Annotated in this window: 13 protein-coding genes and 1 pseudogene; 5 read left to right on the top strand and 9 right to left on the bottom strand. The window is 63.4% G+C overall.

The window, feature by feature from the left end; genetic code table 11:
- Positions 1 to 51 precede the first annotated feature (51 nt).
- Positions 52 to 1,731, top strand: coding sequence for an FAD-binding oxidoreductase (locus TBU01S_RS13435; protein ID WP_083953605.1), 1,680 nt, complete (start codon positions 52 to 54; stop codon positions 1,729 to 1,731).
- A 96-nt stretch (positions 1,732 to 1,827) separates the two neighbouring features.
- Here TBU01S_RS13435 and TBU01S_RS13430 read toward each other — a convergent pair whose 3' ends face one another.
- The 9 genes and pseudogenes from TBU01S_RS13430 to rplU all read right to left on the bottom strand — a co-directional run bounded on the left by TBU01S_RS13430 (position 1,828) and on the right by rplU (position 10,257).
- Positions 1,828 to 2,652 (bottom strand): PEP-CTERM sorting domain-containing protein, encoded by an 825-nt coding sequence (locus TBU01S_RS13430; RefSeq protein WP_068637133.1) that lies wholly within the window; start codon positions 2,650 to 2,652, stop codon positions 1,828 to 1,830.
- A gap of 705 nt (positions 2,653 to 3,357) precedes the next feature.
- The gene (locus tag TBU01S_RS13420) at positions 3,358 to 3,597 is read right to left on the bottom strand and encodes a type II toxin-antitoxin system VapC family toxin (protein WP_217999614.1); all 240 of its coding nucleotides are present in this window, start codon (positions 3,595 to 3,597) and stop codon (positions 3,358 to 3,360) included.
- A 43-nt stretch (positions 3,598 to 3,640) separates the two neighbouring features.
- Positions 3,641 to 3,772: pseudogene (locus TBU01S_RS25105) on the bottom strand (AbrB/MazE/SpoVT family DNA-binding domain-containing protein); the annotation flags it as partial.
- 241 nt (positions 3,773 to 4,013) lie between these two features.
- Complete coding sequence (locus TBU01S_RS13415; RefSeq protein ID WP_068637131.1) at positions 4,014 to 5,159, bottom strand: SDR family oxidoreductase; 1,146 nt, start codon at positions 5,157 to 5,159, stop codon at positions 4,014 to 4,016.
- Positions 5,156 to 7,033 (bottom strand): AMP-dependent synthetase/ligase, encoded by a 1,878-nt coding sequence (locus TBU01S_RS13410; RefSeq protein ID WP_068637130.1) that lies wholly within the window; start codon positions 7,031 to 7,033, stop codon positions 5,156 to 5,158. The genes TBU01S_RS13415 and TBU01S_RS13410 overlap by 4 nt, the downstream gene beginning before the upstream one ends.
- A 185-nt stretch (positions 7,034 to 7,218) precedes the next feature.
- A complete protein-coding gene (gene proB / locus TBU01S_RS13405; protein ID WP_068637129.1) occupies positions 7,219 to 8,334 on the bottom strand; it encodes a glutamate 5-kinase in 1,116 nt (371 codons plus the stop codon).
- A gap of 68 nt (positions 8,335 to 8,402) precedes the next feature.
- A complete protein-coding gene (gene cgtA / locus TBU01S_RS13400) occupies positions 8,403 to 9,578 on the bottom strand; it encodes an Obg family GTPase CgtA (RefSeq protein WP_068637128.1) in 1,176 nt (391 codons plus the stop codon).
- A gap of 83 nt (positions 9,579 to 9,661) precedes the next feature.
- Positions 9,662 to 9,925 (bottom strand): 50S ribosomal protein L27, encoded by a 264-nt coding sequence (rpmA, locus tag TBU01S_RS13395; RefSeq protein ID WP_068637127.1) that lies wholly within the window; start codon positions 9,923 to 9,925, stop codon positions 9,662 to 9,664.
- Between the two features lie 20 nt (positions 9,926 to 9,945).
- Positions 9,946 to 10,257: a 50S ribosomal protein L21 gene (gene rplU / locus TBU01S_RS13390; RefSeq protein WP_068637126.1), complete on the bottom strand. Its 312-nt coding sequence runs from the start codon at positions 10,255 to 10,257 to the stop codon at positions 9,946 to 9,948.
- Positions 10,258 to 10,462: 205 nt separating this feature from the next.
- Here rplU and TBU01S_RS13385 point away from each other — a divergent pair, with 205 nt between their 5' ends.
- The 4 genes from TBU01S_RS13385 to TBU01S_RS13370 all read left to right on the top strand — a co-directional run bounded on the left by TBU01S_RS13385 (position 10,463) and on the right by TBU01S_RS13370 (position 14,233).
- Positions 10,463 to 11,227, top strand: a complete 765-nt coding sequence (locus tag TBU01S_RS13385; RefSeq protein WP_068637125.1) for a PP2C family protein-serine/threonine phosphatase — start codon at positions 10,463 to 10,465, stop codon at positions 11,225 to 11,227.
- Positions 11,228 to 11,415: 188 nt separating this feature from the next.
- A complete protein-coding gene (locus TBU01S_RS13380) occupies positions 11,416 to 12,540 on the top strand; it encodes an NAD(P) transhydrogenase subunit alpha (RefSeq protein WP_068637124.1) in 1,125 nt (374 codons plus the stop codon).
- A gap of 10 nt (positions 12,541 to 12,550) precedes the next feature.
- Positions 12,551 to 12,853 carry an NAD(P) transhydrogenase subunit alpha part 2 gene (locus tag TBU01S_RS13375; RefSeq protein ID WP_068637123.1) on the top strand — a complete coding sequence of 101 codons (303 nt, stop codon included), beginning with the start codon at positions 12,551 to 12,553 and terminating at the stop codon, positions 12,851 to 12,853.
- Positions 12,854 to 14,233, top strand: coding sequence for an NAD(P)(+) transhydrogenase (Re/Si-specific) subunit beta (locus tag TBU01S_RS13370; RefSeq protein ID WP_068637122.1), 1,380 nt, complete (start codon positions 12,854 to 12,856; stop codon positions 14,231 to 14,233).
- The last annotated feature ends 10 nt before the right edge of the window (positions 14,234 to 14,243 follow it).

The raw sequence follows: 14,243 nt of genomic DNA, 5'->3' as shown, positions 1-14,243 counted from the left end.
GGAATTGTCGAGGCAGTAAGAACTTTATGTATGGAATGTCAGGGGGTGTGAATGGGCTGCGCTGAAAGGGTTGCCGGTTTTCTTGCTGAAATCCTGGTCAGGTTTGAGGGTGATGCAGAAGGAAGCGCTGTATTGGGTGCCGATGAAGCAACGAGCCGATATGGCGCTTGTACAACCGGCCTGAGGCGCAGGATTGCGGGCGCGCTTGTACCATTTCCCCGTGATGGCGATCAGGATGGTAGCGCCTTTCGCGACGATATCATTGCGATAGTCAATGCCGCCTGCCGGTACAAGGTAGCCCTTTATCCGGTCAGTACCGGCAACAACTGGGGGTATGGCAGTGCCAATCCTGCAGTCGATGACTGCGTGGTGGTCGATCTTTCGCGCATGACCAGAATCTGGGAGGTTGATCCCGAAACGGGCGTGGCAGACCTCGAGCCAGGGGTTACGCAGCAAATGCTGAGGGATTACCTCGATAAGGAGAATTTGCGCTTTCTCTGCCCCGCGACGGGGGCCGGCCCGAACTGCAGCCTGGTGGGTAATGCGCTGGAACGGGGGTATGGCATCACTCCACATGCCGATCATTTCTTGTCGATGATGTCGCTGGAAGTGGTGCTGCCTGATGGTCGGGTTTATCGGCCGCCCCTGGCAGAACTGGGGTGCCCGGATGTCGACAGGGTCTTCAAATGGGGGTTCGGGGCGTTCCTGGATGGCATGTTTACCCAGAGTGGCTTTGGCATCGTCACGCGCATGAGCATTGCACTGGCTCCGATCCCCGAACGTGTCGAAGCCTTTTTCTTCGGAGTGCCGCACGACGAAAACCTGGGCGACGCCGTGGAGGCGATTCGTTCGATACTGCGTGAAGTGGGCGGGGTGCTCGGGTCCATCAATTTGATGAATACACATCGGGTGCTGTCGATGATGGAGCCCTATCCGAGAGATCAGCTTGATGATAACGGCTTGATCAGGCCGGACTACGTCGCTGAAATGGCCAGGCGTAATAACGTGATGTCGTGGATGGGGGCTGGGGCAATGTACGGCAACGCCAAGGTGCTTGCGGCTGCACGCTCCTTGATACGAAGGAGGTTGCGGGGAACGGCGAAAAGGCTGATGTTCTTCACACCTGGCCAAGTTGCGTTCCTTGATCGGGCAAGTGCCTATGTTCCGGGGGCGCCGGGGCGTATGGTGCAGAACATCTTCGGAACCCTGAACAAAACACTGAAACTGTTGGCAGGGGCACCCAGCGAGATAGCGCTGCCATTGGCTTATTGGATTTCGGGGAGGAAACCCGAGGGCGATGCCCCAATGAACCCGGCCTGTGATGGTTGCGGCTTGGTATGGTATTCACCGCTGGTGCCCATGCGGGCGAGAACCGTGGAAGAGTATGCTCGAATGGTGCGGCGAGTGTGCATAAAACATGGATTGGAGCCACTGATAACATTGACCAGCGTGTCCGACCGTTGCTTCGACAGCACTGTCCCTTTGCTGTTCGATCGTGCAAACGGACAGGATGTCGAGCGTGCAAGGAGGTGCTACCGGGAGCTGCTCGATGAGGGAAGAAAGATCGGAGGCTGTGTACCGTATCGGGTGCCGGTAGACGAAATAGAGTCGTTCATCCGTTCGGATGCGCCGTACTGGCAGATCGTCTCGACTCTCAAGAAAACCTTGGATCCTTCGGGGATCATGTCACCGGGCCGGTACGAGCCGATAAATCAGGAAATTCAATCTTGAGGGGGCGTATGGAATTTGGCTCATTGATGGAAATCTTGCCGGCAATAAAAAACCCCGTTCTGCTCCAGAACGGGGTTCTTGCGAGGATTTAATTGCTTAAATCTTCCTGCGCGAAAAGCCTACCACTCCAAGCAGGCCTGCGCCGAGAAGTGCAAGGGTGGCCGGCTCGGGCACGGCTTGAGTGTTGCCGATTGCAGAGCCATTGCCACCGTTAGAGTACTGGCGGTTGAGATCTACAGGCAGACCAGAGCTGGCAGCGAAGAAGGCACTGGCATTATAGGTCAACGACTTCGGGTCGAAGTAATCTGCAGCCAGCCCGCCGGTGATATTGAAGCTGGCGCTGACGTTGCCGTCACCAACATCACCGCTCAGGAACGAAAGGCTTACAAACTCCAGTTCAAGCCAGACATTGCCGTCCATTGCGAATGCAACTTCACCACTATTGCTGGTCGGGTGGGTGTAGTCGGTGCTCGGTCCCTGATCAACGTAGACGTATGCCCATGCGTTGCTGATATCGAAGCTCTGGTCGGCATTGAGGCCAATTCCGCCAAACGCGAAGGTCAGCTCTCCGCCGCCGATGACGAATGAGTCGCCATTGGCATAGCTGAGCGCATTGACGCGATAAAACTCTCCTACGCCTTGCAGATAATAAGGAGTGGGGTTCGTGCTTCCGTCAAGGGATGCCAGTACGCTACCGATCGTGGAGGCGCTACCGTAGCCCAAATCCGCCGTTCCGCTTTGGTCCCCCGAGGTATACCACTGGGTAAAGTTGAACTGCGAGATGAAATCGTTTTCGCCTGCGTCGACGTAGTCCGGATCAATCAGAACACCACCGATATTCGTTGGCGCAGCAAAAGCCGGAGCTGCTACGGTGAGCGTCAGCGCCGTTGTCAGGGCCAGTTTTTTGAGCATCGCGTGCATTTTCTACTCCTTTGAGAAGAAGGCCGGAAAAGTTGCCTTGCTTGGCACAAGCATGAAGAGTGCCAGATCCGGGTTTGTTTTTTAACATAATGATAATTAACTGTTTTTTTACGTTTTTTGCAGGGCGGGCAAGCGTTCTGGAGGTAAGGTGTAAAGAAAACCGACAGTGACGACCATGCTGGGAGCCTGTCGCTTCCGTCGGCCGCAAGCGCCCGATCAGTAAGCGTAACCTGGTTAAACATAAGCGCACCCGGGACCAAAGCCCGGTAAAGCGTTCGTCATCGGTCGCTGGGCATGACCGCTCAGCGTCACGCAGAGCGGCGTGCTGGTAGTACTCGATGATCGAGACGACCTGGATCAATGGAATGGAGCCTTACGCCTGACTCGCCCATAACTCATGTGCAATATCTGCTCGAATACCAAGTCGGCTGTCATCCGCGGCTTGATCGGCCAGCCGATCACCTCCCGGTTGAACAGATCGATCGCGACTGTCAGATACGGGCCAGTCCTCGGCGGTGGCGGTGCAGGTGATGTCGCCTGCCCACTCGCGGCCGGGAGCGTCGGGCGCAAAGCGGCGATTCAGCACATTCGCTGCCACGAGCAGGTTGTGCTTGTGGAGTTCGTAGCCGCGCTGTAACGACGCTTGTACCGCGTTTCATCGGCCTGCCGAACCGCCTGGTGAATCGTGCGGATCATGCATGTCGATCAGGCGCTCTTGGCAAACAGCGCCACGTCCGGCAGCCCTTGGAAGTGTGCATCGCAGGTGAGTAGCTCGCCTCCTTGGTGCCGCGCCGTCGCATAAACGATGGCGTCGGCGGTAGCCAGCTTGTGCTCGCGGTGCAGGTCTGCTGCAAGCAGCGCGATCGTGGTGTCCATCTGCACGACGACGCATTTTTGTGCGTAGGCGACCACCTGATCGGCCTGTTCCTCGCCGAGTTCGCGCACCCTTGGCAATGCCGGCCAACTGGTCCAGTTCAGGCACGGGTATGACCAGCACTCCCTTGCCCTTGGGGATGAAGACGAATTCCTGCCCGGCTTGCCAGTGCTGTTCTTCGCGCACGGCCTTGGGGATGGAAATCTGGAACTTGCTGGACAGGGGGGCGGTAGCGACGGCAGTCATGGTCGTACCTTCAATAAATCGATCAGGGTTTCGTAAGAATAGCAGTTTTCCCCTGGGAGGCCAGTTGCCGGTCGCGCCATCTCAATCTGGATCATCTGGCCCGGATCATGCGCGAAGCCGTGGCTCGACCATCGGCGCCAGCGCTTCCGGGATCCGGCACATGGGTTTCGCTGCCGCCGGCTGCTCGCCGCGGTCATCATCGATGTCCATCCAGCGTGCCGGACGGAGGACCGTAACGACCCTACGGCTTGCGACTGCTGGATGCTGCAATCCTGCCCAGATAGTAGTCGAGTGCACGCCGGGCGTACTCATCCGCTCTTTCGGGCAGAGGTGCGTTGCGTGCCTTGAGCCAGCTCATATAGACGTCGTTGCCGAATGCCTGATGGTCCGAGAGGTAGTCCATGTACATCGGAAAGGTCGCCAGCAGGCGTTTTTGCGGTGCGGGGAGAAACGGGCGCAGCAGGCGGGGCAGGGCGGCAAACCATGCACGCGGAATGCTCCTGCCGCGTGGGAGTTCCTGGCCGCGCTCCTGCAGGATCTGGCGCACGAGCATGACCAGCGCTGCAATGCGCGGGGAGCGTTCGGGGCCTGAGCACAGGTTCAGGATGTGTCCCCGGGGCGACTGCCCCCGGCTCGATGCCACGATGGCCGCCGCGACATGATCGACCGGAATGATGTCGAGCCTTGCGTCGCCGAAATCCGGCAGCAGGCCGGATGTCTTGCGTCCCGACAGGATTTCGCAGATGTAGTAGAAGATCTGGAAGTGGATGATGCGGCCGTCGCGTGAGTCGCCGATCACCATGCTGGGCCGATGGACCGTGATCGGCAATCCTTCTTTCTCGATGGCCGCGCGGACCAGGGTTTCGGCTTCGGCCTTGGATCGTTCGTAGGTGTTGTGGAAGGCTCGGGCTTCGTCGATCCAGGTTTCGGGCAGGATGCCCGGCCGTTTGCCGGCGATGCCGACCGTGCTGACGAACTCCATCTTCTGCAGGGTATTCCGTCTGGCCAGGGTGCGTGCGAGTTCGAGCATGGCTTGGGCGGAGCCGACTGCCGAGTGTCGGGCGTGGTCCAGCGGGTCGTTCATCCTGACGCTGGCGGCCGAATGGACGAGGTGGGTGGTGTCGTCGCACAGGCGGGCATAGGTGGTTTCGTCCAGACCGAGCTTCGGTAGTGTGGCGTCGCCGCGCAGTGCCTCCACGCGCTGGTGGGTTTCGTCGCCGGGCGGGAGTTGCCAGAAGTCGTGGAGCGCCTCGAGCCGCTGGGCGAGATGTTCGTCCGATTCGGCGCGCAGCAGGATGCGGATGCGGGTGTCCCGGTTCTGCAGCAGCATGGGCACGATGGTGCTGCCGACGGCGCCGGATGCGCCGGTGATGAAATAAGTGTTCATGGCGCGATGACGACGATGGGGGCGGAACCGGGGCCGTGGTCCGGCGTGGCTTCGATGCGGCGGTAGGCTTCTTCGATGCTGTCGGCGAAGCGCAATTCCACGACTTTTCGGCGCAGCTTGAGATTTGCCGTGAGCTCGCCGTTCTCGATGCTCAGCGGTGTCGATGTGACGATGACGGCGGCCGGACGCTGGTGGCTGGGAAGCGGCGCACAGGCGGTCTGGATGTTGCCGGCGATCTGCTCCGGGGGTGGGGCAGACGGTGCCCCGTCGCCGTTTGGCTTCCCCTGTGCGAGGGTGACGATGACGACCGGAAAGGGGTGGCCCTCGCCGGTGACGATGGCATGCTCGACGTACTCCAGGCGCTTGATCTCCGCCTCGACCGGATGAGGTGTGACGCGGCGTCCGGTCGATGTCTTGAAGATTTCGCTCTTGCGGCCGAGCAGCCAGAGGTAGCCGTCTTCGTCCAGGCGGGCATAGTCTCCGGTATGGAGGAAGCCATCCTTGCTCATCTTGAGCGACACTGCCTGCGTGCAGGGTTCGTATCGGCTGCAGACGCCGGGGCCGCGCACGAGCAGTTCGCCGTCTTCGGCGATGCGCACCTCGTTCGAGGGGTGGGGGCGGCCGACGCTGCCTGGCCGCGAGGCTTCGAGCGTGTTGAAGGCAATGGGAACGATGTTCTCGCTGACGCCGTAGGCTTCGAGAATCGGCCAGCCGAGTGCGCCGAAGCGTTCGATCAGCCAGATGGGGAGGGGCGCCGAGCCGCTGACCAGGAAGCGCAGTTTGCTGCCCATCACGCGTCTCAAGGGGGTCAGGGCTCGCTTGGTGAACGGATGGAGCAGGCGGAGGTGCAGCGGCGTTTCGGTACCGAGGCTATGGGCCTTGGCGATCCGTTCTTCGATGGACCAGGCGGCGCGCAGCCCTACCCGGATGGGAGCGGGCTGTGCGTCGATGCGGTCGAGCATGCCGGCATGGAGTTTCTCGAAGAACCTCGGCACCGCTACGAAGAGGCTGGGCTGTATTTCCGGCAGCCGTTGCACGATCTGTTCGGGCCGCTCGACGAAATGCGTCTCGGCGCCGAAAAGGATGGCGCACAGGTTGAGAACGCGCTGGAACATGCTCGACGGCGGGAGCCAGCAGACCATGCGATCGCCGACGCCTATCGACGGGAAACCGTCGCAGGTGACGCGGCAGGCCAGCAGGATCTGGGCATGGGTATAGGCGATGCCCTTGGGTTCGCCGGTGCTGCCCGAGGTGAAGATGACGGTTGCGATATCCGTCGGCAGCGGGGGGGCGGGTGCCGGTGCGGGGAGCGATGCATGGAGCGGACCGAGCGCATGCGTGCCCGGAGGGGCATCCGGTGCTGCGATGACCCGTATGGAGAAGCCCGGGTAGAGTGCGTCGAGCCTGTCGAGCTGGGCCGCATCGGCGGCGATGACGATGCGGGGCCGGGCGATCGCCAGGATGTGTTCGAGGTTGCGTGAAGTGTCGTGAGCGTCGAGCCCGATGATGGCCGCACCGAGTCCCAGTATTGCCAGATGGACGAGCTCCCATTCCGGGGTGGTCGGCAGCATGACGGCGACGCGGTCGCCTCGCCCGATGCCCAGATGCAGAAAGCCGCCCTGCAGGGCGTGCACTCTTGCCTGGATGTCTGCCCAGGTGAATGTCGTGGATGCGCTGCCGGTGCGATGGACGTAGCCGATGGCGGACGGGTTCGATCCTGCCCGTGCGTCGAGCAGGGCCGGCAGTGTCTGGACTTGCCGAAGCTGGGTGCGGGCACCATCGGGGGCACTGATCGCTCCGTCCGGCTGGCGATGGTGTTGCGTGGTTCCAGGGTTCGAAACCTGGGCTTCGAAGTTGGTCGACGTCCTCTGCATTGCCCTCTCGCTGGCGCTTGTCCACGCGCACGCCGGAGCGTTTGCGCGATATCCGGCCAGGGCATGCCGATGCGCTTCCCGAGCCAAAGGGAATATTAGCCGACGATGCGCTATTCAGGGGGTATATCCCGTACGAAAGTGAGCCCGGCGGGTTCGCCGGGCCCGATGAGCCGTGCGCGGCGCTTTCAGCGGCCGACCATGTTATCCCGGTGGATCAGCTCGGGTTCGTCGACGTAGCCCAGCAGCGTTTCGATTTCGGCGCTCGGCTTGCGGGCGATCCTGCGGCATTCGGCGGCGCTGTAGTTCACCAGGCCGCGCGCGATCTCCTCGCCGGCAGCGCTGCGGCAGGCCACGGCGGCGCCGCGGACGAAATCGCCGCGTACCGCGATGACGCCTACCGGAAGCAGGCTGCGGCCACTCCGGAGCGCGGCGATGGCACCGTCGTCGATGATCAGGTCGCCGGCCAGCTGCAGATGGTCGGCCAGCCATTGCTTGCGGGCCTGCAGCGGGGTGCTGCTGGCGTAGAGCAGGGTGCCGACGGCTTCGCCCGCGCCCAGGCGCAGCAGCGGGTCGTGCTCGCGTCCGCTGGCGATGCAGGTGTGGGCGCCGCTGCGGGCGGCGCGCTGGGCGGCACGGATCTTGGTGATCATGCCGCCCTTGCTGATGCCGCTGCCGGCGCCGCCGGCCATGGCTTCGTACTGGCGGTCTTCGGCGCGCCCTTCCGAGATCAGCGTGGCGTCGGGGTCGCGGCGCGGGTCGGCAGTGTACAGGCCTTGCTGGTCGGTCAGGATGATCAGCGCGTCGGCTTCGATCAGGTTGGCGACCAGGGCTCCGAGGGTGTCGTTGTCGCCGAACTTGATCTCGTCGGTGACGACGGTGTCGTTCTCGTTGATGATCGGCACGACGCCGAGCTCGAGCAGCGTGGTCAGCGTGCTGCGGGCGTTGAGATAGCGGGTGCGGTCGGTGAGGTCTTCGTGCGTCAGCAGGATCTGCGCCGTCTGCAGGCCGTGGCGCGAGAAGGCTTCTTCGTAGGCTTCGACCAGCCCCATCTGGCCGACGGCTGCGGCGGCCTGGAGCTTGCTGATTTCGTGCGGCCGCTTGTTCCAGCCCAGCCGCTGGATGCCGGCGGCGATGGAGCCGGAGGAGACGAGCAGGATTTCGCGCCCCTGGGCACGCAACGCGGCGATCTGCCGCGCCCAGTCGTCGAGTGCGGTCTTGTCGAGACCGGCGCCATTGTTGGTGACGAGGGCGCTGCCGACCTTCACCACCAGGCGGCGGGCGTTGCGGATCTTGGTTCTCATGGTGTCGCGGCGGAAGGAAAAAGGTCGGCGGGAAAGATCGGCAGAATGATGGGATGGGTGGAATGCGGTCAGCGCGCAGCGCCGTCGATGGGGCCGCCCTCGTCACCCTCATCTTCATCATCCAGACTCTCGGCGGCATAGGCTGCATCGGCAGCGGCGCGCTGGGCATCGAGCGCGGCCAGGCGTTCGGCTTCGGCCGCCTGGCGTTCGGCGCGTTCGGCCTCGATGCGGGCACGTTCGGCGTCGAGGAAATCCTGCAGCGCAAAGATCAGCGCCTGCGTGCCTTCGCTCTTGAGCGCCGATATCTCGAAATGGCGTTCGACCGGACCGTAGGCCTCGAGGAAGGCAGCGATGCATTCGGCGCGTTCTTCTTCCGGAACCAGGTCGAGCTTGTTCAGCACCAGCCAGCGCGGCTTGGCATGCAGCGCGTCGTCGTACTTGCGCAGCTCTTCGACGATGGCCTTGGCGTCGGCGACAGGATCGGCTTCGGGATCGAAAGGCGCGAGGTCGACCAGGTGCAGCAGCACATGGGTGCGCTGCAGGTGGCGCAGGAACTGGTGGCCCAGGCCGGCACCTTCGGCCGCGCCTTCGATCAGGCCGGGAATGTCGGCGATGACGAAGCTGCGGTTCTCGGCGGTGCGCACCACGCCCAGGTTGGGCGCCAGCGTCGTGAAGGGGTAGTCGGCCACCTTGGGCTTGGCCGCCGACACGCTGCGGATGAAGGTGGATTTGCCGGCATTGGGCATGCCGAGCAGGCCGACGTCGGCCAGCACCTTGAGCTCGAGATGCAGGCTGAAGCGTTCGCCTTCCTGGCCCATGGTCTTCTTGCGCGGCGCGCGGTTGACGCTGGACTTGAAGTGGATGTTGCCCAGGCCGCCGCGGCCGCCGCGGGCGATCAGCACTTTCTTGCCGTCTTCGTCGAGGTCGGCGATCAGTTCCTCGGTCTCGAGGTTGCGGATCACCGTGCCGACCGGAAAGCGCAGCGTGATGTCCTCGCCGCCCTTGCCGTAGCAGTCTCGGCTGCCGCCGTTCTCGCCGCGCTGGGCGCGGAAGCTGCGGGTGTAGCGGTAGTCGATCAGGGTGTTGAGGTTGCGGTCGGCCACCGCATAGACGCTGCCGCCGCGTCCGCCGTCGCCGCCGCTGGGGCCGCCCTTGGGAATGAACTTCTCGCGGCGGAAGGTGGCGGCACCGTTGCCGCCGTCGCCGGCGAAGACTTCGATGCGGGCTTCGTCAAAAAACTTCATGCCTGATCAACCTTGATCCAAAAATGAAAAAGCCCTACCGCAAGGATAGGGCTTCGATGCTGCAAGGCGCGTGCTGCCGTCGATCAGGCCGCTTCGGGCACGATGATCACGGTGCGGCGCTTGGACGGACCCTTGACCGCGAACTGGACGGTGCCGTTCTTCAGCGCGAACAGGGTGTGGTCCTTGCCGATGCCGACGTTGTCGCCCGGGTGGTATTCGGTGCCGCGCTGGCGAACGATGATGTTGCCGGCGAGCACGAACTGGCCACCGTAGCGCTTCACGCCGAGGCGTTTCGATTCCGAGTCGCGACCGTTACGCGAACTGCCGCCAGCTTTTTTGTGTGCCATGTCGGATTACCTCCTGCGCCTTAGGCCGAGATCGCTTCGATGCGAAGCTCGGTGTAGTTCTGACGATGCCCCTGATGCTTCTGGTAGTGCTTGCGACGGCGCATCTTGAAAATCTTGATCTTGTCGTGACGGCCGTGCGAAACCACGGTCGCCTTGACGGAAGCCCCGGCCACCACCGGCGTGCCGATCTTCACGGACTCGCCTTCGCCGACCATGAAAACCTGGTCGAGGGTGATTTCGGAACCCACGTCGGCCGGTATCTGTTCTACCTTGATCTTTTCGCCAGCGGCAACGCGATACTGCTTGCCACCGGTTTTTATCACCGCGTACATGGTGCTGCTCCAGTTGATGGGTTTGCAAAGAATCGCGCATTCTGGCTTTTCGGGCGGGAAAAGTCAATGCCAATCAGCGCCGTACGTGCCAGCGTGATCTTTGTCACGCAGCATGCGCCGGCAATGGCCGTTTCCGGCAGAAGTGCCGCGCGGCGGTGATAAAGCGGTTGCTATGATCAGCGTCTCTTCAGCAAGCATGCCCGCAATGCCCTTCTCCGCCGAAACCTGTGTCGCCATGCATATCGGCGACCGCCTGGAACAGCAGGATCGCGTCGGCCTTTTCGCGCATCCGAAGCGGCCGGGCATCATGTTGGCGGTGCTGGCCGACGGCATGGGCGGGCACAGCGGAGGCGCGGTGGCCGCCGAACAGGTGATCATGCGCGCCCGGCAGAACCTCGAAACCTACGCGCCGCTGCACGAGACGCCGCGGGACCTGCTGGCGAGCGTGATCGACGAAGCGCATACCGTCATCAAGCTCACCCGCTTCACCAGCGAAAAGGACCCGCACAGCACCGCCGTCGCATTCCTGCTGCAGCAGGGCAAGGCCTACTGGGCGCATTGTGGCGATTCGAGGCTTTACTGGTTCCGCGGTACCGACACGGCGGCGCGCAGCCGCGACCATTCGCTGGTTGCCGAGCTGATGCGCAAGGGGCGGCTCGACGAGGCGGGCGCGCTCAGGCATCCGCAACGCAACGTGCTGCTGTCCTGCCTGGGCAGCGAACGCGAGCCGCATATCGAATATGGCGTGGCGGAATCGCCCGATGCCGGAGACAGCTTCCTGCTGTGCTCGGATGGGCTGTGGTCCTACTTCACCGATTTCGAAATGGCTTCGACCATCCAGGCGCATCCGCCCCGGCACGCTGCCGAACGCCTGATCCAGCTGGCGCGGGAGCGTGCCGGCGGCGCGGGCGACAACATCTCCCTGGCCATCGTCAAACTCGTTCCGCCTGCCGCAGACGCTTCGCGGTGAAAGCATGCGGATGAATTCCGCGCTGCATTTCCCGCCGACTTCGGGTTCACCCTTGTTGCTGTGGTGCAGCAAATCCGTCTAATGTCCGGGGTTCGCCGGTGTTGCAACGAAAGGTTGCAGGACAAGGATAACGACGGGTGAGCCCGGCGGAATGTGCAATGTGGTCAAACAACAGGGAGGATCGGCCTATGCCTCTGACGATCGGAGTGCTAGCGGAGACCGCTGCGGGCGAACGACGCTTGTCTGTCGTGCCGGACGTGGTCAAGAGATACCTGAGCCAGGGCGCCCAGGTAGTGTTGCAGAAAGGGGCGGGGGTGCCTGCGCATTTCCCCGATGAAGTCTTCTCCGACGTGAGCTTCGCCGACACTGCGGCCGAAGTCTGCGGGCAGGCCGACGTGGTGTTCTGCGTTCAGCCGCCGAGCGAAGAGACGATCGCGGCGATCAAGCCGGGCAGCGTGCTGCTGGGCCTGCTGCAGCCGTGGTCCAGCGCCGAGCGCGTGCGCCAGCTCCAGGAGAAGCAGATCACCGCGTTCGCGCTCGAACTGCTGCCGCGCATCTCGCGTGCGCAGAGCATGGACGTGCTGTCCTCGCAGGGCGCGGTGGCGGGCTACGAATGTGCGCTGATCGCGGCCGACCACAGTCCGAAGTTCTTCCCGATGATGACCTATGCCGCGGGCACGATCCGTCCGGCCAAGGTGCTGGTGATCGGCGCGGGCGTTGCCGGCCTGCAGGCCATCGCCACCGCGCGCCGCATCGGCGCCATGGTCGAGGCCTACGACGTGCGTCCCGAAACGCGCGAGCAGATCGAATCGCTCGGCGCCAAATTCGTCGACACCGGCGTGTCGGCGGCGGGCACGGGCGGCTATGCGCGCGAACTGACCGACGAGGAAAAGGCCCGGCAGGCCGAGCGCCTGGCCAAGGCGGTGGCGCAGTGCGACGCGCTGATCACCACTGCGGCCATCCCCGGCAAGCGCGCGCCGCGCATCATCACCGCCGACATGGTCGCGAGGATGAAGCCGGGCGCGGTGGTCGTGGACATGGCGGCCGAGACCGGCGGCAACGTCGAAGGCACGGTGGCGGGCGAGAAGACCTGGGTCGGCGACGTGCTCGTCATCGGCCCGGTCAACATCCCCAGCCGCATGCCGGTGCATGCGTCGGAGATGTACGCCAAGAACCTGTTCAACTTCATTTCGCCCTTCATCGAGGACGGCGCGCTGACGCTGGACTGGGAAGACGAGGTGGTGGCCGGCACCTGCCTGACCCATGCGGGCGAAGTGCGCCACGCCGGGGTGAAGCAGATCCTGGGGCTGTAAGGAGACCACGATGGAAGGATACGCAGCACTGTACATTTTCATGCTGGCCGCATTCACCGGTTACGAGGTGATCTCGCGCGTGCCGGTGATCCTGCATACACCGCTGATGTCGGGCTCCAACTTCGTGCACGGCGTCGTGCTGGTCGGTGCGATGGTCGTGCTCGGCCACGCCGACCCGGAAGAACCGGTGCAACTGGTGATCGGCTTCGTTGCCGTGTTCCTCGGCGCCGCCAACGCGGCCGGCGGCTACGTCGTCACCGAGCGCATGCTGGCGATGTTCAAGGGTGGCAACAAGAAGGAAGGAGGCGCATAAATGGCGAACTGGTTCATTCAGGCGTCCTATTTCATCGTTGCCGTGGTGTTCATCCTCGGCCTGAAGGCGATGAGCTCGCCGGTGACGGCGCGCAAGGGCATCGTGTGGGCGGGCTACGCGATGGTCGCGGCCACCGTCGTCACCTTCTTCATGCCCGATCTGCACAACGTCGGCCTGATGGTGCTGGCCATCGTGTCCGGCGGCGCAGTGGCATGGTGGAGCGGCAAGACGGTCAAGATGACCGACATGCCGCAGATGGTCGCCATCTACAACGGCATGGGCGGCGGCGCGGCGGCGGCGATCGCCGCGCTGGAGTTCGCCCGCGGCGAAATCAACGATCCGGTGGTGGCGACGCTGGCGGTACTCGGTGCGCTGATCGGCTCGGTGGCCTTCTCCGGTTCGTGCATCGCCTACGCCAAGCTGCAGGGCATCATGAAGAACGCCTTCCGGCTGCCCAACCAGAACCTGGTCAACATCGGCCTGGCCGTGCTGACCGCGGTGCTGGGGCTGGCGATCATCGTCGCCGATGCGCCGTCCTCGACCCTGATCGTGCTGTTCTTCGTGCTGGCGCTGGCGCTGGGCGCGATCCTGACCAGCCCGATCGGCGGTGCCGACATGCCGGTGGTGATCTCGCTGCTGAACGCCTTCACCGGCCTGGCGGTGGGCTTCGAGGGCTACGTGCTGGGCAATCCGGCGCTGATCGTCGCCGGTATCGTCGTCGGTGCCTCGGGCACGCTGCTGACGCAGCTGATGGCGAAGGCGATGAACCGTCCGATCACCAACGTCATCTTCACCCCGCTCAGCGGCGGCGCGGCCGGTGGCGAAGGCGAGGCGATCGAAGGCACGATGAAGGAGTTCTCCGCACTCGATGCCGCTTCGGTGATGCGTTACGCCAGCAAGGTCGCCATCGTGCCGGGCTACGGCATGGCGGTGGCCGGCGCGCAGCACAAGGTGTGGGAAATGGCGCAGTTGCTCGAAGAGGGCGGCGTCGAGGTGGTGTTCGCGATCCATCCGGTGGCGGGCCGCATGCCTGGCCACATGAACGTGCTGCTGGCCGAAGCCGGTGTGCCCTACGACAAGATCTTCGACCTCGAGGAGATCAACGCCGACTTCCCGCAGATCGACGTGGCGCTGGTGATCGGTGCCAACGACGTGGTCAATCCGGTCGCCCGCACCGACAAGACCAGCCCGATCTACGGCATGCCGATCCTGAACGTCGACATGGCGCAGAACGTCATCGTCGTCAAGCGCGGCAAGGGCGCGGGCTACTCGGGCATCGAGAACGCGCTGTTCTACAAGGACAACTGCCGCATGCTCTACGGCAGCGCGCAGGAAGCGATCGCCCAGGTCATCACACACGTCAAGGCGCTGGAGTCCTGATCCGGGCAGT

The organism is Thauera butanivorans NBRC 103042, from assembly GCF_001591165.1.
GTDB classification, from domain to species: Bacteria; Pseudomonadota; Gammaproteobacteria; order Burkholderiales; family Rhodocyclaceae; genus Thauera; species Thauera butanivorans.
Note: the sequence above shows the minus strand (reverse complement) of the source record. Positions and strands in the feature narration are given on the sequence as shown.

Coding starts and splice junctions, on each gene's coding strand:
- TBU01S_RS13435 (WP_083953605.1), top strand. CDS start 52: ATGGGCTGCGCTGAAAGGGTTGCCGGTTTTCTTGCTGAAATCCTGGTC.
- TBU01S_RS13430 (WP_068637133.1), bottom strand. CDS start 2,652: ATGCACGCGATGCTCAAAAAACTGGCCCTGACAACGGCGCTGACGCTC.
- TBU01S_RS13415 (WP_068637131.1), bottom strand. CDS start 5,159: ATGAACACTTATTTCATCACCGGCGCATCCGGCGCCGTCGGCAGCACC.
- TBU01S_RS13410 (WP_068637130.1), bottom strand. CDS start 7,033: ATGCAGAGGACGTCGACCAACTTCGAAGCCCAGGTTTCGAACCCTGGA.
- proB (WP_068637129.1), bottom strand. CDS start 8,334: ATGAGAACCAAGATCCGCAACGCCCGCCGCCTGGTGGTGAAGGTCGGC.
- cgtA (WP_068637128.1), bottom strand. CDS start 9,578: ATGAAGTTTTTTGACGAAGCCCGCATCGAAGTCTTCGCCGGCGACGGC.
- rpmA (WP_068637127.1), bottom strand. CDS start 9,925: ATGGCACACAAAAAAGCTGGCGGCAGTTCGCGTAACGGTCGCGACTCG.
- rplU (WP_068637126.1), bottom strand. CDS start 10,257: ATGTACGCGGTGATAAAAACCGGTGGCAAGCAGTATCGCGTTGCCGCT.
- TBU01S_RS13385 (WP_068637125.1), top strand. CDS start 10,463: ATGCCCTTCTCCGCCGAAACCTGTGTCGCCATGCATATCGGCGACCGC.
- TBU01S_RS13380 (WP_068637124.1), top strand. CDS start 11,416: ATGCCTCTGACGATCGGAGTGCTAGCGGAGACCGCTGCGGGCGAACGA.
- TBU01S_RS13375 (WP_068637123.1), top strand. CDS start 12,551: ATGGAAGGATACGCAGCACTGTACATTTTCATGCTGGCCGCATTCACC.
- TBU01S_RS13370 (WP_068637122.1), top strand. CDS start 12,854: ATGGCGAACTGGTTCATTCAGGCGTCCTATTTCATCGTTGCCGTGGTG.